This window comes from Nesterenkonia cremea (assembly GCF_014642675.1).
In the GTDB taxonomy this organism is placed as follows: domain Bacteria; phylum Actinomycetota; class Actinomycetes; order Actinomycetales; family Micrococcaceae; genus Nesterenkonia; species Nesterenkonia cremea.
This window is the reverse complement of sequence record NZ_BMIS01000008.1, coordinates 62343-80225: the sequence shown is the minus strand read 5'-3', so window position 1 is coordinate 80225 and position 17883 is coordinate 62343. Positions and strand designations below refer to the sequence as shown.

Below are 17883 nucleotides of genomic sequence, written 5' to 3'. Positions count from 1 at the left end.
CGGCCCGCAACGCGCAGGGGCTCGTTCCTGTGGAGAACGCTCCCGGCCCGCCAGGGCTGTGGATAACCTCAGCGGGGATCGGTGAACTGGGGCATCGTTGGCGTCATGCAGAGCAATCTGAAGTCTCAGAGCACCCTGGACAGTCAGTGCGATTCGGAGCGTCAGCCGGCCCCGGCGGTGCCCGGCTTCTCGGTGCGGCGCCTGCTGGGCATCGGCGGACAGGCCGCCGTCTGGCTGGTCCGAGCGGAGCGGCGGCGACCCGGGCTGCCTGAGGAGCTGGCGCTGAAGGTTCCGCGCCGATCCTCCGCAGGCGATGCGGCTTCCCAGGCCGAGCCGGCGGATATCCGCGCGGAGCTGCAGGCTATGGAGCCGCTGCGCCATCCGCATATCGTCCGCGCCTATGGTGCCGTGCCCACTTCGGTCGGCCCCGGCCTGCTCCTGGATGCCTATACAGGCGGGGCGCTGAGCGGGCTGATCCGCGCCGAGGGCCGGATCGGCCCGGGCGAGCTCGTGACGGCTATGAGTCCCATCGCCGAGGCGGTGGCGCATCTGCACAGTCAGGGTGCGGTGCATGGAGACATCTCGGCCGGAAACGTCCTGCTGGCCCCGGACGGCCGGCCGGCGCTGGCCGATCTGGGCGAGGCGCAGCTGCTGGGGACACCGCTGAGCGAGCGCGGGACCCCGGGTTTCATGGCACCGGAGCGTGAGGACCTGATCCGAGGTCACGACGCCGGCCGCAGCCTCTCCCGACGACTCGCCTCGGACCTGGCTTCCGAGGCCGACGTCTATTCCTTGGCTGCCGTGTGCTGGTACGCGCTCACCGGGGAGGCGCCGGTGACCGGGCGGGACAGGCCGCCGCTGTCCGCACTCTGCTCCGAGGCGCCGGAGCCGCTGGTCGGTCTGCTGGAGGAGGGGCTGTCCGAACACCCGGAGGGTCGGCCGACGGCGGCAGAGTTCGCCCATGCCCTCTTCTGTGCGGCCCCGGCACAGCCGCTGGATCTGAGCGCACATGTGGAGGATGAGGTTCTGCCCGAGCTGCCCACCCGGCTTCCAGATCCCCGCGACCGTCCGCGCGCCCCGCTGGGCAGGATGCTGCGCAGCAGGGTGGGCCTGATCGCTGCCGCCTGCGCCCTGGTGCTGGGCACCGGCGGATGGCTCTGGTGGAGCGGACTCGAATCCTCGGCAGTACAGGGCCACGGGGAGATGGTGCAGTCAGCAAGGGACGGGATCTCTGAGGCCGAGGTGCTCGAGGCCCTGGAACGGATCACCGCAGCGGACCCGGAGGAAGCCTTGGAGGGCATCGCCGCGCTGCGCACGGCCGCCCTCTCGGAGCCCGGCTCAGATCTGGCGCAGGTCTACACCGTGGAAGGCTCCCCTGCGCTGAGCGCGGACCGGGAGCTGATGGATTCCCTGCTCGCTGAGGAGATCTCCTATGTCGGTCAGCAGATGGAGATGGAGATCCTCGACGCCGACCCGGTGAGCTCTGCACCGGTCGGCGAGGGGGAGCTGTCAGAACCGGATGATGGACTGGAGTCGGATGAGGCGGCTGCTCTGGATGTCAGAGTCTCCGCACAGGACTTCCACTCGGAGCAGCTGCACACCCAGGAGGTCCGGCTGATCCTGCAGCGGCATGGGGACCGATGGCTTCTCTACGAGGTCCGCGAGCTGTGAGGGTCCGGATACAGCTGTGGGGACCCGCTCAGGATGAGCAGGTCCCCACAATACAGTGGTCAGCCAGGATCAGAGTCCCAGCTGAGCCTCGAAGTTACCCTCTTCCAGACGCGCCTTGAGCGTCTGCAGGAAGCGGCCGGCGTCGGCGCCGTCCACGATCCGGTGATCGTAGGTCAGCGAGAGGTACATCAGGTGACGGATGCCGATGGTGTCGTTGCCGTCGGCGTCGGTGACCACCTTGGGACGCTTCTCGATGGTGCCGGTGCCCAGGATGGCCACCTGGGGCTGGTTGATGATGGGAGTGTCGAACAGCGCACCCACAGAACCGATGTTGGTGATGGTGAACGTGCCGCCGGCCAGCTCCTCCGGTCCGATCTTGCTGTCGCGGGTGCGGCCTGCGACGTCGTTGATCTTCTTGGACATGCCGGCCATGGAGAGATCGCCCGCATCGGAGATCACCGGGACCAGCAGGCCCTTCTCGGTGTCCACGGCGAAGGCGAGGTGCTCGGCGTCGTGGTAGACGATCTCCTGGGAGTCCTCGTGGTACTCGGCGTTCAGCTTGGGGTGCTGCTTGAGCGCCTCGGTGACCGAGGTGGCGATGAAGGGCAGGTAGGTGAGGTTCACTCCGTTCTGCTCCTTGAAGGAGGCCTTGGCCTTGGCGCGCAGGTTCACGATGCGGGTCATGTCGACCTCTTGCACCTGAGTCAGCTGCGCGGAGACCTCCAGGGACTCCTTCATCCGGCGGGCGATGACCTGGCGGATCCGCGGAGCCTTCTCCGTGGTGCCGCGCTTGGTGGTGTCCACCTCGACCTTCGGCGCCGGCTTGGATTCGCCGCCGGCGGGTGCGGACTCTGCCGGGGCAGAGGACTTCTCGGCCTCTGCCGCGTCCAGCACGTCCTGTTTGCGGATGCGGCCGCCCACGCCGGTGCCCTTGACCGAGGAGAGGTCGATGCCCTCCTGCTTGGCCAGTTTGCGGACCAGCGGGGTCACGTAACCCTCTGCCGAAGAGGAAGACGCTGCGGAGGAGTCGGAGCCGGAGGAAGCCGGTGCAGACTTCTCTGCGGGCTTCTCCTCAGATTTCTGAGCCTCCTGCTCGGGAGCCTCCTCCGGCTTCGGTGCCTCCTGCTCGGGCTCCTCCTGAGCGGGAGCGGGCTCCTCAGGCTTGGGCTCTTCAGCCTTGGGCTCCTCGGCCGGTGCCTCCTCTGCGGGCTCGTCCTGAGCCGGTGCAGAACCGCCGGACGGAGCACCGGAGCCGACCAGTGCCAGCACGGCTCCGACCTCGACGGTCTCATCCTCACTGACCTTGAGCTCCTGGACGGTGCCTGCCACGGGGGAGGGGACCTCGGTGTCCACCTTATCGGTGGAGACCTCGAGCAGCGGCTGGTCCACGTCCACCGCATCGCCGACCTCGACGAGCCAGCGGGTGACGGTGCCCTCGGTCACGGACTCGCCCAGTGCGGGCAGGGTCACCTCCTGGGCGTCGCCGGAGGGTGCGGAGCCGGAGGAGGACTCAGTGTCCTCAGCCGGGCTCTTCTCCTCGGCCACGGCCTCGGCGCCGCCAGCCTCGCCCGCGGCGGGGGTGGGTGCCTCTTCCTCGGCCTCAGCAGGCTCCTCGGTCTCCTGGGCGGGCTCCTCAGAGCCGCCGCCGGAGCCGCCGTCGCCGATCTTGACCAGCGGGGCGCCGACCTCGACGGTCTCGTCCTCGCCCACCAGCAGCTCTTCGATGGTGCCGGCGGCGGGGGAGGGAACCTCGGTGTCCACCTTGTCGGTGGAGACCTCGACGATGGGCTGGTCGACCTCGACCTCGTCACCGACTTCGACGAGCCAGCGGGTCACAGTGCCTTCGGTGACCGATTCACCGAGGGCTGGAAGATTTACAGTCTCAGACATTGTGTCCGACTCCTAGTCGTCTCGTTTGGGTGGACTCAGCCGTGCAGCGGGTGGCCGAAGAGGGCCATGGCGGCTTCACCGAGGGCCTCATTCTGAGTGGGGTGGGCATGGACGAGGGTGGCCACATCCTCAGGGTAGGCCTCCCAGTTGACGATGAGCTGGGCCTCCCCGATCTGCTCACCGATGCGGGTGCCGATGCCGTGGACGCCCACGATCGGACCGCCCTTGACGCTCACCATCTTGATGATGCCGCCGGTGCCGAGGATGGAGGACTTGCCGTTGCCGGCCAGGTTGTACTCGGTGAGCTCGATCTGGTCCTTGCCGAACTGCTCCTCGGCCTTGGGCTGGGTGTAGCCCACGGACATGATCTCCGGCTCGCAGAAGGTGACCTTGGGGATGTTGATGTCCTCGACGATCACGGGGTTGTTCCCCACGATCTCCTCGGCCACGAAGAGGCCCTGCTGGTAGCCGCGGTGGGCGAGCTGCAGGCCGGGGACGATGTCGCCCACGGCGTAGATGCTGCCCACGCCGGTGTGCAGACGCTCATCGGTGATGACGAAGCCGCGGTCCAGGGTGATGCCCTGCTCCTCGAAGCCGAGGCCCTCGGTGACCGGGCCGCGGCCGACGGCGATCAGGCAGATCTCGGCCTCGAAGGTCTTGCCGTCCTCCAGGGTCACCTTCACACCGTCGGAGGTCTCCTCCACGGACTTGAAGAAGGTGCCCAGATTGGACCTGATGCCACGCTTCTTGAAGGTGCGCTCCAGCTGCTTGATGATCGAGGGATCCTCGTTCGGGACCAGCGTGGGCAGGCCCTCGATGATGGTCACCTCGGTGCCGTAGGAGGTCCATGCGGAGGCGAACTCGCAACCGATGACGCCGCCGCCCAGGACGATGGCCGACTTCGGAGTGTGCTCGAGCTCCAGCGCCTCGGTGGAGGTGATGATCTTCTCCGAGAGGGGCAGACCCATGGTCTTGGAGGTGGAGCCGGTGGCCAGGACGATGTTCTCGGCCTTGTAGCGGGTGCCGCCGACCTCGATCTCGTCCTGGGAGACGAGCTTGCCCTCGCCCTCGATGACCTGGACCTTGCGCATCTTCAGCAGCCCGGACAGGCCCTTGTGCTTGCCGGCGACGATGCCGTCCTTGTACTCCTTGACCTTGGCCATGTCGATGCCCTCGAAGGTCATCTTCACGCCGTACTTCTCTGACTCCTTCGCCTCATCGGCGAGCTCAGCGGCGTGCAGGTATGCCTTGGTGGGGATGCAGCCGGTGTGCAGGCAGGTGCCGCCCAGCTTGGACTTCTCGATCAGGCCGACGGTCAGCCCGTGCTGGACGGAGCGCAGTGCTGCGGCGTAGCCGGCGCTGCCGCCGCCGAGGACGAGTACGTCGAATTCCTGAGGCTGATCAGCCACGGTGTTCTCCCTTGGGTTGCATGAGAATTGATGTCGATTTCTCTGGGTTTCAGCTTATCAGCGGCGCAGGGGCGCTCAGCGTCCGAAGGACTCCAGGTAGCTGATCAACGTGCGGACCATGACGCCGGTGCCGGACTTGGTGGTGTAGCCGTAGGGAGCCTTCTCGTTGAAGGCGGGTCCGGCGATGTCCACGTGGGCCCAAGGGATGCGCTTGGCCTCGGGGTCCAGAGGGGTCTTCTCGGCATCGGCACGCTCACCCACGAACTCGCGCAGGAAGGCCGCGGCGTTGAGCATGCCGCCGAAGCGATCACCGGTGTTGGTGAGGTCTGCCACGTCGGAGTCGAAGCCGGAGCGGGCCTCCTCCGGGATGGGCATGGGCCACAGCGATTCGCCGGCCTGCTCGGAGGCCTCGAAGAGCGCGGTGCGCAGCTCCTCATTGCCCATCACGCCGCTGGTGCGCACACCCAGGGAGATCATCTGAGCGCCGGTCAGGGTGGCCACGTCGATGATCGCGTCCGGGTTCTCCTGGGAGGCGGCGACCAGGCCGTCGGCCATGACCAGGCGGCCCTCGGCGTCGGTGTTGAGCACCTCCACGGTCTTGCCGCCGTAGATGGTGATGACGTCCTCGGGGCGCTGGGCGCTGTCCGAGGGCATGTTCTCGGCCAGGCACAGCCAACCGGTCACCTTCACCGGCAGGTCAAGATCAGCTGCGGCACGCACGACGGCGGTCACGGCGGCGGCGCCGGCCATGTCCAGCTTCATCGTGGTCATGGCGTTGGCCGGCTTCAGGGAGAGTCCGCCGGAGTCGAAGGTGATGCCTTTGCCCACCAGGGAGATATGCGCCACCGGCTTGGAGGGGGAGTGCTCCAGGCGGACCAGGCGGGGCTTGCGGGCGGAGCCGGTGCCCACGCCGAGGATGCCGCCGAAGCCTTCCTTCTCCAGGGCCTTCTCGTCCCAGACCTTGGCCTTGAGCTTGGGAGCTTTGGTGGTGCTGCCGCCCTGGGCCGGAGCCTTGCTGCGGCCTGCCAGCTCCTCCGCGATGTCTGCGAAGGACTCGGGGTAGAGGTGGCTCGGGGGAGTGTTGACCAGATCGCGGGTGGCGCGCACTGCTGCGCCCACCACAGCCGCGCGGTCCAGCGCAGGACGGGTGTGGCGGTCCTTCAGATCGGTCAGGATGCGGATCTCGCTGACCGGAGTCTTGGACTTCGCCTCCTCGGAGCTGCGGAAGTGGTTGAAGGAGTAGGCACCGATGGCCGCGCCCTCAGCGATGGCGGAGACCTGCTCGGCGCTGGAGGCGGGCAGGGCCAGGGCGACGGAGTCGGCGCTGCTGAGCTGACGCACGGCCGAGCCGGCGGCACGGCGCAGAGCCTCCAGGGAGACGCCGCCGGTGGGCTCGCCGGTGAGCGGACCCACTCCGATCAGCACCAGGGTCTCGGACTTGAAGCCGTCCACGCCGGGAAGCCGCAGCAGCTGGTCGGCGGCGCCGGAGGCACCTAGGGCCTGCAGCGAGTCGGCCACGCTCTTGTCGGCCTTGTCGGCCAGGGGGTTCGGGAGGAGGATCGGGCCCTCGGGGCCCTTGGCCACGCCGAGGACCAGAGCATCGGCGTCGGTCTTCTCCACGGAGCCGGAGACGGCGGTCAGTGCGGGCTGGAAGTCGTTGATCACGTCTGTCCTGTCTGATCCCCACCACGGGGACCGAATCGGTCGAACCTCTTTATCCGTGTCGATCCTATCCAGAATCATCTGCACCGGGGAATGCCGCGCTCGGGCCCTGTGTTGTGACCCGGACAGACGCACCGGCAGGGCTGTGCGGAGAGGAGAATGCACTGTGAAAAACCCCTTGGACCTTCTGCATGTGTATCCGGCTGAGCTCGGTTTCACCGGCCAGGATGAGGACGGCGAGGACTTCTCCGGCTACACGATGCCTGACGGGGCAGTCCGGGCCGAAGGCGGGGGTCTGGTGCTGCGTGATGCCTCCGGCGCCCCGGAGCAGCGCCGGGATCTGAACATGCTCATCTCCTGGGCGGGCCACACCGACGCCGGTACGCTGAGCAAGCAGCTCGCTGACTCTCTGCTGAGCACGCTGCCGCACCGGCAGCTGGCCAGCTTCGACGTCGACTCTCTCTTCGACTACCGCTCCCGGCGTCCCCAGGTCGCCTTCACGCAGAACCGCTTCACCGACTACCGGGGGCCGCATCTGGACCTCTATGAGGTGCGCGATTCCCAGGGCCAGCCCTTCCTGCTGCTCACCGGCGATGAGCCCGACTTCCAGTGGGAGCGGGTCTCCGAGGCCGTGCTGGAGCTGATCGAGCGGCTGGGGGTCCAGCTGGTGGTCGTCGTGGACTCCCTCGGACTCCCGGTGCCGCACACCCGGTCGCTGGGGCTGACCGCCCACGGCAACAGAGAGGACCTGATCGAGGGCATCTCCACCTGGGGCCCCACCGCTGAGCTGGAGGCCGGATTCGGGCAGGTCCTGGAGATGCGGATCGATGAGTCCGGCCATGATGTGGTCGGCTACACCCTCCATGTGCCCCATTACCTGGCCAACGGCAAGTACCCGCAGGTGGCGGTGGCCGCTCTGGAGTATTCCGGAGCGGCGCTGGAGCTGATGCTGCCCACCGATGAGCTGCGCGAGTCTGCTCGTCTGGTGGATCAGGATGTGAGCCGCCAGGTGGAGAAGAACCCGGAGATCCAGCAGCTGGTGGCTCGCCTGGAGAAGAACTTCGATGATCACGCCACCACAGAGCAGCGTTCCCTGCTGGTCAAGAGCGACGACGCCGTCCCCGACGCCGAGGAGCTCGGAGCGGCCGCCGAGGCGTACCTCCGCAACCAGAACCAGGGCTGAATTCCTCCACAGCCACGGGCGCCGCCGTTGCGCCGCGCGCGGCTCTCCACAGTTCAACCTGGTCTGAGCGGAGGCCTCCCGCAGTCAGCAGAGACTGACGGCATGGATATACAGACACCGCTCTCCCTGAACCGGCCCGGCGACACTCTGGCTCTGGTGAGCCGCACCTTCGGCTTCCTTCCGAAGGACTCTCTGGTGGTGATCGGACTGGACCATGGGATCACCGGCGGACATCTGCGGGTGGACCTTCCCTCCGGTGCGGCGCAGGCTCCCGCGGAGCATATGGGCGACTTCGCCGAGACCATCGCCGACTCTCTCCTGGGGGAGCGCGCGGATCCTGCCCCGGAGGCTGCGCTGGTGCTGCTCTTCGCCCCGGAGGAGGCATCACCGGATCGGCGCCCCTATGAAGGGATGGTCACCGCGCTGGCCCGTGCCTTCGCCGCAGCCGGGGGAGCGCCCATCGTGCACACCTGGTACATCGGCGGAGGTCATATCCGCGACTATGACTGTCGGGATGCCAGCTGCTGCGGCTACCCGGGCCTGGAAGTGGACCGAGAGATGGATACAGTGCTGAGCAGCCATCCGATCTTCGCCGCACAGGAGCCCGGCAGGCCTCGCGGCGGACCGGTGGCGGGCATCCAGGGGCCGGAGGCCGTGGTGCGCTGGTTCGAGGCGGAGCCCTTCGGTGCTCGGGCACCTGCAGGCGAGCTGGCCTACAGCGCCGACGAGATCGGCCAGCTGCGCGAGGATGTGGCCAGTCATCGCGATCGTTTCGACTCCATGGCGGCACAGGACGGCCGTCCTCCCTATGTCTGTGCGGCCGCCTGGGACGCTGCGCTGTCCCGCACCGAGGTCAGCGGCTCCGCACTGTGGCTGTTGGAATGCCCGGATCAGCTGGCCGCCATGCTCACCGCCGTGGCCGACAGCGGACTGCGCGATGCCATCATCCCGATGGCGGCCCTGGGCTTCGACACCGCCCTGTGCGGATACCTGGTGCTTTCGGCGGGCCCACGCTCGGGGCTGCCGCGGGAGAAGATCGCCGAGCTGCTCGGACGTGAGGGACGACAGGTCCCCGGGGACCTGGAGGCCGCAGTGGAGGACTTCCAGGCCGCCTTTCTGGGGGACACCGGGTGCAGTCCCGAGTGGGAGCGTATCGATGCGCTGGAGACGGTGCTGCGCGTGGTCCATGCCTTCGCCGAGGAGCAGGCGCGGTCCAATATCCTCAGCCTCATGGTCTGGGTGGAATGGGCGCGCGGCCGGGGGAGCATCGCCGGGGCCTACAGCGATCGGTGCCGGGAGCAGTACCCGCAGAATCGGCTGGCTCAGCTGCTGGGACGCTATATGGAGGTCGGTGGGATATGCCCCTGGGCACAGGTCAAGAGGCACAGCTGGAGCTGGAGCAACTGCGAGAAGGGAAAGACTGAGCGAAAATTTCTTCGCCGGAGTGGGAATGAACAGAGCAGCAACCCTGTTATGGCATGCTGAGACCCTGCATCCATTGTCTGGTCCAGCCCACCGGGCGGCTCCTCCGAGAGCCCGGGGAGAAGCTGTGACCAGGGCGAAGGACTTGACAGGGTCATAGGTGTGTTGACCACCGGTCAGCCCATCGCCTTCGCACATCCGAGTCGGAAGGTCACCGTGCCAACAACTGCGTCCAAGACGAAAGAAGACAAAGCAGCCGCTGCTGAGGCTGAAGCTGAGGAGAGCACCGCTCAGAAGAGCACCTCCTCGGCCCAGAAGCCTGCTGCCAAGAAGACCGGAGGCCGCAAGAAGGCCGCCGATCCAGTGGACGAGGTGCTCGCCGAGGAGGAGCAGGAGAGCGCAGCGCCTACCGCCGCACTGGAGGCCGCCGTCGCCAAGGCGCTGGAGGACGGTGACGAAGAAGAGGTCGCCAAGAAGATCGCGGCCGCCGCCGGCGACGAGGAGAACGCCGCGGCCATCGTCGAGAACGCCAAGAAGGCCGTCAAGGGTGAAGAGGTCGAGCAGGAGGAGACCAAGGGCCGCGGGTTCGTGCTCTCCAATGCCGACGACGATGACGCCCCGGCCGTCCAGGTCGTCTCCGCCGGCGCCACTGCGGACCCGGTCAAGGACTACCTGAAGCAGATCGGCAAGGTCTCCCTGCTGAACGCAGAGCAGGAGGTCGACCTGGCGCTGCGCATCGAGGCCGGACTCTTCGCCGAGCACAAGCTCGCCGACAACGAGATCAAGGACAAGCGCCTGCGCCGCGACCTCGAGCTGGTCATCGCTGACGGGCGCCGCGCCAAGAACCACCTGCTGGAGGCCAACCTCCGCCTGGTGGTCTCCCTGGCCAAGCGCTACACCGGTCGCGGCATGCTCTTTCTGGACCTCATCCAGGAGGGCAACCTCGGTCTGATCCGTGCCGTGGAGAAGTTCGACTACACCAAGGGCTTCAAGTTCTCCACCTACGCCACCTGGTGGATCCGTCAGGCCATCACCCGCGCCATGGCGGACCAGGCCCGCACCATCCGCATCCCGGTGCACATGGTGGAGGTCATCAATAAGCTGGCTCGCGTCCAGCGCCAGATGCTCCAGGACCTGGGCCGCGAGCCCGCCCCGGAGGAGCTGGCGCAGGAGCTGGACATGACCCCGGAGAAGGTCGTCGAGGTCCAGAAGTACGGCCGCGAGCCCATCTCGCTGCACACCCCGCTGGGTGAGGACGGCGACTCCGAGTTCGGCGACCTCATCGAGGACTCCGAGGCTGTCGTACCCTCCGACGCCGTCAGCTTCACCCTCCTGCAGGAGCAGCTGCACTCGGTGCTGGACACTCTGGCGGAGCGTGAAGCCGGCGTCGTCGCCATGCGCTTTGGTCTGACCGACGGTCAGCCCAAGACCCTGGACGAGATCGGCAAGGTCTACGGGGTCACCCGGGAGCGTATAAGGCAGATAGAGTCCAAGACCATGTCCAAGCTGCGGCACCCCAGCCGCAGCCAGGTCCTGCGCGACTACCTCGACTGAGTCTGACCCGAGGATCTGGCCCGGCCCACCCAGGCTGGGTGAGACACGAAAGAGGCCCCCGGAGTGATCCGGGGGCCTCTTTCCTGGTCGACGTCCTCGTTGAGGGTCAGGAGATCCTGGAGGACTCGTCGATCCATTCGGCAGTCTGGGGGCGGAGGTTCTCTTCCACCTGGCGTGCATGGTGGTTGCAGAAGAGCAGCGAGCCGCCGGAGGACAGCACTGCGCGGATGTAGGCCTGAGCACCGCAGCGGTCGCAGCGGTCCAGAGCGGTCAAGGTGGTCTGTGCTTCGAGAGTTCCCGTGGTTCCGGTCATGCTCTTCGCCTCCTCACAAATACGTGGTGATATCCATACAACCACGGACACCTGCCGTTCATTCGGCACAGACCCCCTCAGGCGGGGCGCTTTCGCTGACCGCGTACCGAGTGGCCCCTGATCTTCCTTCGGTGGAGTGATGTGCGGCGCTTCTGCGCCCCTTCGGGCCCCGATCGGTCTACGCTGGACAGGTTCGGCTATATGCAGGAGGAGATTCGTGGCGCAGCGTTCCGAATACGATGCCCGTCATCTGTCGGTGCTCGAAGGCCTGGAAGCCGTGCGCAAGCGGCCGGGCATGTACATCGGGTCCACCGACTCCCGAGGGCTCATGCACTGCCTCTGGGAGATCATCGACAACTCAGTCGACGAGGCCTTGGCCGGCTACGCCTCCACCATCTCGATCACCCTCCACCCCGATGACTCGGTGGAGGTCTCCGACGACGGGCGAGGCATCCCCGTCGACGTCGAGCCTCGCACCGGCCTCTCCGGCCTGGAAGTGGTCTTCACCAAGCTGCACGCCGGCGGAAAGTTCGGCGGGGGCTCCTACAACGCTGTGGGCGGCCTGCACGGCGTCGGCGCCTCAGTGGTCAACGCACTCTCGGCACGCCTGGATGCCAAGGTCACCCGCGGCGGCAAGGTCCACCAGCTCTCCTTCCGCAGGGGCGAGCCAGGCACCTTCGCCGGAAGTCGCGCCACCCCCGACGCCGAGTTCAGCCCGGCCGAGAAGGGCTCACCGCTGGAAGCGGTCGGCAAGGCCAAACGCGGAGTCACCGGCACCACCATCCGCTACTGGGCCGACCGCCACATCTTCACCCCGGACGCCCGCTTCGACGATGAGGAGCTGGTCAACCGTGCACGTCAGACCGCCTTCCTGGTGCCCGGGCTGCGCATCACCATCCGTGACGAGCGCGGCACCGAGGCCGTGGAGGAGGTCTTCCAGTTCGACGGCGGCATCAGCGAGTTCGTGGACCACCTGACCCCCGACGCCGGCGTCACAGACATCTGGCGCATCCAGGGCCACGGCGGCTTCACCGAGCGCATCCCCGTCCTGGAGGATGACGGAAAGTCCCAGATGCAGGACGTCGAACGCGACTGCGAGGTGGACATCGCGCTGCGCTGGGGGACCGGCTATGAGGCCACAGTGCGGAGCTTCGTGAACATCATCGCCACCCCCAAGGGCGGCACGCATATGTCCGGCTTCGAGCAGGCGCTGCTCAAGACCCTGCGCAAGTCGGTGGAGGCCAACGCCCGTAAGCTCAAGGCCGGCAACGACAAGGTGGAGAAGGACGATGTCCTCGCCGGTCTGACCGCTGTGGTCACCGTGCGCATCGCTGAGCCGCAGTTCGAGGGCCAGACCAAGGAGATCCTCGGCACGCCCGCGGCACGTCAGATCGTGACCAAGGTGGTCAGCAAGGAGCTGGAGGCGCGGCTGAACTCCACCAAGCGCGCCGATAAGCAGCAGGCCACCACGCTGATGGAGAAGGTCGTGGCCGAGATGAAGTCTCGGATCTCGGCCCGTCAGCATAAGGAGACTCAGCGGCGGAAGAACGCGCTGGAGAACTCCTCGATGCCGGCCAAGCTGGTGGAGTGCCGCTCCAAGGGCGTGGAGGACACCGAGCTGTTCATCGTGGAGGGCGACTCCGCACTGGGCACCGCCAAGCTGGCCCGCTCCTCGGACTATCAGGCGCTGCTGCCCATCCGCGGCAAGATCCTCAACGTCCAGAAGGCCTCCATCGCGGATATGCTCTCCAACGCCGAGTGCGCCGCACTGCTGCAGGTCATCGGCGCCGGCTCCGGCCGCAGCTTCGATCTGGAGGCAGCGCGCTACGGCAAAGTGGTCCTGATGACCGACGCCGATGTGGACGGCGCCCATATCCGCACGCTGCTGCTGACCCTGTTCTTCCGCTATATGCGCCCGATGATCGAGGCGGGCCGGGTCTTCGCGGCCGTGCCGCCGCTGCACCGGGTGGAGGTCATCCACTCCGGGCGCAAGGCCAACGAGATCCGCTACACCTACTCCGAGGCGGAGCTGAACCACCTGCTGGCCGATCTGGAGAGCAAGGGGCTGCGCTATAAAGAGCCCATCCAGCGCTACAAGGGTCTGGGTGAGATGGATGCCGACCAGCTCTCCGAGACCACGATGGACCCTGCCTACCGGTCGCTGCGTCGGATCCGGGTGGAGGACGCCGAGGCGGCCGAGCGGGTCTTCGACCTACTCATGGGCTCGGTGGTCGCTCCGCGCAAGGATTTCATCATCGAGGGCTCCAAGGCGCTGGACAAGGAGCGGATCGACGCCTGAGGCGTCGTGGGCGGAGAGATCTGCGCGTGTACGTTCTTCTACGGGGCGTAGAAAAGGTACACTGGTCAAGTGACCGATCTGAGCACTCGCACCCCTGATACCGATGCCCCGGAGGATTCCTCGCGCATCGGTATCAGACGCAAAGCCGCAGCCTATGTCTCGCTGACGAAGCCCCGTGTGATGGAGCTGCTGATCGTCACAGCATTGCCCACCATGTTCTTCGCCCAGGGCGGCTTGCCCAACCCCTGGGTCGCCCTGGCCACGGTGATCGGCGGCGCCGCAGCCGCAGGATCCGCAGGTGCGTTCAACTGCTATATCGACCGCGATATGGACAAGCTGATGAACCGCACCAAGAAGCGGCCCCTGGTCACCGGTGAGCTGAGTCCACGGGAAGCTCTGGTCTTCGCCTGGCTGCTGGGCCTGTTCTCCATGGCGGTCCTCTGGTTCGGCACCAACCCGCTGGCCACTGCACTAGGCGCTGGGGCGATCTTCTTCTACGTGGTCGTCTACACGATGATCCTCAAACGCCGCACCGAGCAGAACATCATCTGGGGCGGGATCGCCGGCTGCTTCCCGGTGCTCATTGCGTGGGCCGCAGTCCGTGAGGCTGTGGAGTGGCCGGCGCTGGTGCTCTTCACCGTCATCTTCCTCTGGACTCCGCCGCACTACTGGCCACTGTCCATGAAATACCGGACGGACTATCAGCTGGCGGACGTCCCCATGCTGGGAGCCATTGCCACCGCCAAGACCGTCTCGGTCCAGGTGGTGCTCTACGCCTGGGCCACTGTAGTCTGCTCTCTGCTGCTGATCCCCATGGGTTGGGCCGGCATCACCTACACCGCCGTGGCCCTCATCGCCGGAGCATGGTTCGTCTACGAGTCTCATGTGCTCCACCGTCAGGCGCAGAACGAGACGCTGACCGACAAGAAGGCCATGAAGGTCTTCCATCTGTCCATCATGTACCTGACGCTGCTGTTCTTCGGCCTCTGGATCGATCCGTTCATCGGCTCGCCCCTGATGGGCTGAGCAGCCTCCTCAGCAGCTCCCGAAGGTCATCCTCATGGAGGATTCCGCCGCATATTGCCAGTGTTAGCGTGGCGGAATGCGCATTCTCTGTGAAGCTCTCAGCGTCTCAGTGGAGGACGCGCTCCTACTCCCTGCCGTCTCTGCTGAACTCTCCGGCCCCGGCGTCGTAGCGCTGACCGGTGCCAACGGCACGGGCAAGACCACGCTCCTGAAGACGCTGGCAGGGCGGATGCGTCCCACACACGGGAGCTGCATGTTCTATGCCTCCAGAGAGGATGGCTTCACCGGGCCCCCTTCTGAACATGATCCGACCTTCCGCGCGGAGGTGGCCTCCCTCATCGATACTCCTCCGATGGCACGGGATATGACGCTCTCCGAGCAGCTGACTCTGGTCGCCTCGTCCTGGGGTGCGAGGGCGGATCGGGCAGAGCAGGCTGATGATGAGCTGCTGGACCGTCTCACGATCCCTCAGCTGGCGGGCCGCTTCCCGCACGAGCTCTCGGCCGGCCAGCTCCAGCTCTTCACAGTGGCGCTCACTTTGAGCCGTCCTGGGGGACTCCTCCTGTTCGATGAGCCAGAGCGCCATCTCGACGAGCAACGGGTGGAGGAAGTGATCTCGGTGTTGGAAGAGCGAGCATCCGCTGGGGCCTTGGTGGTCACTGCCACGCACCGGGCAGAGATCATCGAGCGGTGTGACGGGCAACTGAATCTCGGTCCTGTGGGCAGTCGATGAACGGGCCTGCGCGCACCGAGTCCGATCGACTGCGGACCGTCCGGCATATCTACTCACGCAGGCAGGAGGCCACCGAGGCCACGGGCCGTTGGTTCCTCCTCTACGTGATTGCCCTGTTGCTGGGCATCTATGTGGTGCCTACGGCGTACCTCATCGGAACCTCCCTGGACGCGGCCACGGCCACGGCGCTCACCGGTGACGGGGCTCTGATGGTGATCAATGCCGTGCTCTGCCTCCTCAGCGCGCTCGGCTTCCTGCTCGGCACGGGGCAGGGCCCGGCATATCTCACGCCCTTCTTGGCGCACACCCTGCTCTCCGGCGACTTCGAGCGCCGCAGAGTGCTCCTCCGGCCGACCCTCGGCATGATGACCTCAGTGGCTGCGGCGGTCGTCGGAGCCACCGCTATCGCGGGCTTCTCCGTACTGCAGACAGGCGTATGGGGCCCTGGTCACTTCTGGCTCCTGCTGTCCGGTTCGCTCTTCACCGGTTTTCACTGTGGACTCTTCTGGTTCCTGGGTCAGCGGTGGGCCGCTGCGCCTCGGCGAACGGTCGCCGCCCTGCTCGTCTTTCTGATGCTCACGATCTGCGCCGCAGCACCCCTGGCAGTCCCGACAGCCATCTGGTTCTCGCCCGGTGGTTGGTTCGCTCTTCTCTGGACGGAGCAGGCCTTGGGTGCCGCGCTGGCAGTCTCCGGAGCGGTCGCCGTCGTCGGGGTGGCGCTGATGATGCTGATCCCATCTGCATTGGGCGGCATGCCTGCGCGGACGCTGATCGCCCAGAGCAGGCGAACAGCCCATGCGCGGCTCTACAGCTCCACCGGCAGCTTCGACGACGCCGCAGAGCTCTTTCGTGACAGGCCCCGGCACCGTGGTCACGCGCTGATGCGCTGGGCAGTCCGGGGGCCGGCAACCGGGCTGAGGGGCGCCTTCAGCGGTTTCGTCGCTGATCTGGCGGCAGCGACTCGGACCCCGCGGCGGCTGGTGCTGGGGTTCTCATCGATGGTGCTCGGGGTCCTGCTGGTCAGTCTGTGCCTCGGCGCAGCGGGTCCCGGGAGCGCTCAGGAGGAGGACCTCCTGCTGATCCTCGTGCCGGCCACTCTGCTCGGCACGGCTCTGCTGCACCTCGGCAGCGGGGCCGTCGCCGATGGTTGGCGCAGCCTCAAAGACGAATTCGACGCCGCCCCACTCTTCGGATGGGCGGCTCGGCAAGCAACGCTGCGGAGGCTGGCCTGGCCCTGCGCGGCAGGCCTTGTCGCTGTCGGGCTCGGGCATCTTGCCGCACAGACAGCCTCGTGGTGGTTCGGGAAGCACTCAGGCACCACGATCGGATGGAGCGCGGTACTGGCCGGCATCGTTCTGTCCGCGCGCTTCATGCAGACCATGCGAGACCGTCAGATGCCCCTGGACTCGCTGGTCCCGATTCCCACTCCCTTTGGCGATCTCTCCGGGTTGAAGGTGTTGTTCTGGGTGGCCGAGGGCCTCGTGGTCTCTCTGACAGCGGCGCTGGGGATGCTCCTGCTTCCGTGGGCCTGGTGGGCCCTCCTGCTCACCTCAGCCGCCTGTCTTGCGGTGGCCGTGGCGACCGGATGGAGCCGGACCGGGCAGGCCTGGAGCACAGGAGCACCCCGGAGCCGCTTCATGGAGCACGAGGACTCACGCTGAGTAGTCGATGACCACCCGTCCGTCGATCTTCCCGTGCTGCATCTCATCGAAGACGGCATTGATGTCGCCCAGCGGACGCTTGGAGAAGGTCGGGCGGATCAGCCCCCGGGAGTAGAAGTCCAGCGCCTCGACCATGTCCTGGCGCGTTCCCACGATGGAGCCACGGATGGTCAGGCCCTTCAGCACGATGTCGAAGATCGGGGCGGGGAAGTCTCCCGGCGGCAGCCCGTTGAAGACGATGGTCCCGCCGCGGCGGGTCATCGAGATGGCCTGGCCGAAGGCGGAGGGATGGACTGCGGTCACGAGCACGCCGTGGGCACCGCCGGTCCTCTCGCTGATCTCCTGAGCAGGATCCCGGCCCTGGGCGTTCAGCGTGATGTCGGCTCCGTGACGTTCAGCCAGTGCGAGCTTGTCATCGGCCACGTCGACGGCGACCACCCGCATCCCCATCGCGACGGCATACTGGACTGCGATGTGCCCCAGACCGCCGATCCCTGAGATGACCACCCACTGCCCAGGTCGGACACCCGTCATCTTCAGTCCCTTGTAGACGGTGACGCCGGCGCAGAGGACCGGAGCGATCTCATGCGGGTCGGATCCTTCTGGGATGGCTGCCGCGAAGGCCGCGTCCACCAGCATGTACTCGCCGAAGGATCCGTCCACGGAATAGCCGCCGTTGGTCTGCGCCTCGCAGAGCGTCTCCCAGCCGGTGCGGCAGTGTTCGCAGGTTCCGCAGGCGCTCCACAGCCAGGCGTTGCCCACCATCTGGCCCACCTCGAGGTTCGTCACCCCCTCACCGAGCTCTTCGACGACACCGACGCCCTCGTGTCCGGGGACGAACGGTGGCGCGGGCTTGACCGGCCAGTCCCCTTCAGCGGCGTGGAGGTCGGTGTGACATACCCCTGAAGCGATGAGCTTCACCAGGACCTGACCCGGCCCCGGTGCGGGACGGGGGTAGTCGGTCACTGCCAAGTCTTTGCCGAAGTCTTCGACGACGGCGGCTGTCATAGTGCTCATGGTGACTCCTTCGTCACAGCTGATGTGTTTCTGATCGGTGCCC

The 17883-nt window shown here is 66.8% G+C and carries 13 protein-coding genes; 8 read left to right on the top strand and 5 right to left on the bottom strand.

Annotated features, from left to right (window positions below; all coding sequences use genetic code 11):
• The first annotated feature begins 105 nt into the window (after positions 1-105).
• Entirely contained in the window at positions 106-1671 is a 1566-nt protein-coding gene (locus IEW85_RS09760; RefSeq protein WP_188685164.1) for a serine/threonine-protein kinase, read from the top strand.
• Positions 1672-1740: 69 nt separating this feature from the next.
• Here IEW85_RS09760 and sucB read toward each other — a convergent pair whose 3' ends face one another.
• From sucB to IEW85_RS09745, 3 genes are all read right to left on the bottom strand, one after another.
• On the bottom strand, positions 1741-3561 hold the full coding sequence (gene sucB, locus IEW85_RS09755) for a 2-oxoglutarate dehydrogenase, E2 component, dihydrolipoamide succinyltransferase (protein ID WP_188685161.1): 1821 nt from the start codon (positions 3559-3561) through the stop codon (positions 1741-1743).
• A gap of 35 nt (positions 3562-3596) precedes the next feature.
• On the bottom strand, positions 3597-4970 hold the full coding sequence (gene lpdA / locus IEW85_RS09750) for a dihydrolipoyl dehydrogenase (RefSeq protein ID WP_188685159.1): 1374 nt from the start codon (positions 4968-4970) through the stop codon (positions 3597-3599).
• 75 nt (positions 4971-5045) lie between these two features.
• Positions 5046-6635 carry a leucyl aminopeptidase gene (locus tag IEW85_RS09745; RefSeq protein ID WP_229658937.1) on the bottom strand — a complete coding sequence of 530 codons (1590 nt, stop codon included), beginning with the start codon at positions 6633-6635 and terminating at the stop codon, positions 5046-5048.
• A gap of 163 nt (positions 6636-6798) precedes the next feature.
• On the opposite strand from IEW85_RS09745, the gene IEW85_RS09740 reads away from it, so the two are divergent.
• The 3 genes from IEW85_RS09740 (at position 6799) to IEW85_RS09730 (ending at position 10791) form a co-directional block, all read left to right on the top strand.
• Positions 6799-7815, top strand: coding sequence for a PAC2 family protein (locus IEW85_RS09740; RefSeq protein ID WP_188685155.1), 1017 nt, complete (start codon positions 6799-6801; stop codon positions 7813-7815).
• A gap of 102 nt (positions 7816-7917) precedes the next feature.
• The gene (locus IEW85_RS09735; protein WP_188685152.1) at positions 7918-9300 is read left to right on the top strand and encodes a DUF4192 family protein; all 1383 of its coding nucleotides are present in this window, start codon (positions 7918-7920) and stop codon (positions 9298-9300) included.
• A 93-nt stretch (positions 9301-9393) separates the two neighbouring features.
• Positions 9394-10791 carry an RNA polymerase sigma factor gene (locus IEW85_RS09730; protein ID WP_373286558.1) on the top strand — a complete coding sequence of 466 codons (1398 nt, stop codon included), beginning with the start codon at positions 9394-9396 and terminating at the stop codon, positions 10789-10791.
• 106 nt (positions 10792-10897) lie between these two features.
• Here the strand turns inward: IEW85_RS09730 and IEW85_RS09725 are convergent, their stop codons facing one another.
• Positions 10898-11104, bottom strand: a complete 207-nt coding sequence (locus IEW85_RS09725; protein ID WP_188685148.1) for a DUF7455 domain-containing protein — start codon at positions 11102-11104, stop codon at positions 10898-10900.
• 217 nt (positions 11105-11321) lie between these two features.
• Between IEW85_RS09725 and IEW85_RS09720 the strand changes: the two genes are divergently transcribed.
• The 4 genes from IEW85_RS09720 (at position 11322) to IEW85_RS09705 (ending at position 16823) form a co-directional block, all read left to right on the top strand.
• Positions 11322-13403, top strand: a complete 2082-nt coding sequence (locus tag IEW85_RS09720; protein WP_188685146.1) for a DNA gyrase/topoisomerase IV subunit B — start codon at positions 11322-11324, stop codon at positions 13401-13403.
• 78 nt (positions 13404-13481) lie between these two features.
• Positions 13482-14429 carry a heme o synthase gene (locus tag IEW85_RS09715; protein WP_188685267.1) on the top strand — a complete coding sequence of 316 codons (948 nt, stop codon included), beginning with the start codon at positions 13482-13484 and terminating at the stop codon, positions 14427-14429.
• A 76-nt stretch (positions 14430-14505) separates the two neighbouring features.
• Positions 14506-15162, top strand: coding sequence for an ABC transporter ATP-binding protein (locus tag IEW85_RS09710; protein ID WP_188685144.1), 657 nt, complete (start codon positions 14506-14508; stop codon positions 15160-15162).
• On the top strand, positions 15159-16823 hold the full coding sequence (locus IEW85_RS09705; protein ID WP_188685141.1) for a hypothetical protein: 1665 nt from the start codon (positions 15159-15161) through the stop codon (positions 16821-16823). Before IEW85_RS09710 ends, IEW85_RS09705 begins: the two co-directional genes overlap by 4 nt.
• Here IEW85_RS09705 and adhP read toward each other — a convergent pair.
• Positions 16815-17840, bottom strand: a complete 1026-nt coding sequence (gene adhP, locus IEW85_RS09700) for an alcohol dehydrogenase AdhP (protein WP_188685139.1) — start codon at positions 17838-17840, stop codon at positions 16815-16817. The two genes, IEW85_RS09705 and adhP, sit on opposite strands and share 9 nt — an antisense overlap.
• Between the last annotated feature and the right edge of the window lie 43 nt (positions 17841-17883).

Bases quoted from the DNA above. Each gene is read 5' to 3' on its own strand.
- IEW85_RS09725 (WP_188685148.1), bottom strand. From the start codon at position 11,104: ATGACCGGAACCACGGGAACTCTCGAAGCACAGACCACCTTGACCGCT.
- adhP (WP_188685139.1), bottom strand. From the start codon at position 17,840: ATGAGCACTATGACAGCCGCCGTCGTCGAAGACTTCGGCAAAGACTTG.
- IEW85_RS09710 (WP_188685144.1), top strand. From the start codon at position 14,506: ATGCGCATTCTCTGTGAAGCTCTCAGCGTCTCAGTGGAGGACGCGCTC.
- IEW85_RS09735 (WP_188685152.1), top strand. From the start codon at position 7,918: ATGGATATACAGACACCGCTCTCCCTGAACCGGCCCGGCGACACTCTG.
- sucB (WP_188685161.1), bottom strand. From the start codon at position 3,561: ATGTCTGAGACTGTAAATCTTCCAGCCCTCGGTGAATCGGTCACCGAA.
- IEW85_RS09705 (WP_188685141.1), top strand. From the start codon at position 15,159: ATGAACGGGCCTGCGCGCACCGAGTCCGATCGACTGCGGACCGTCCGG.
- IEW85_RS09760 (WP_188685164.1), top strand. From the start codon at position 106: ATGCAGAGCAATCTGAAGTCTCAGAGCACCCTGGACAGTCAGTGCGAT.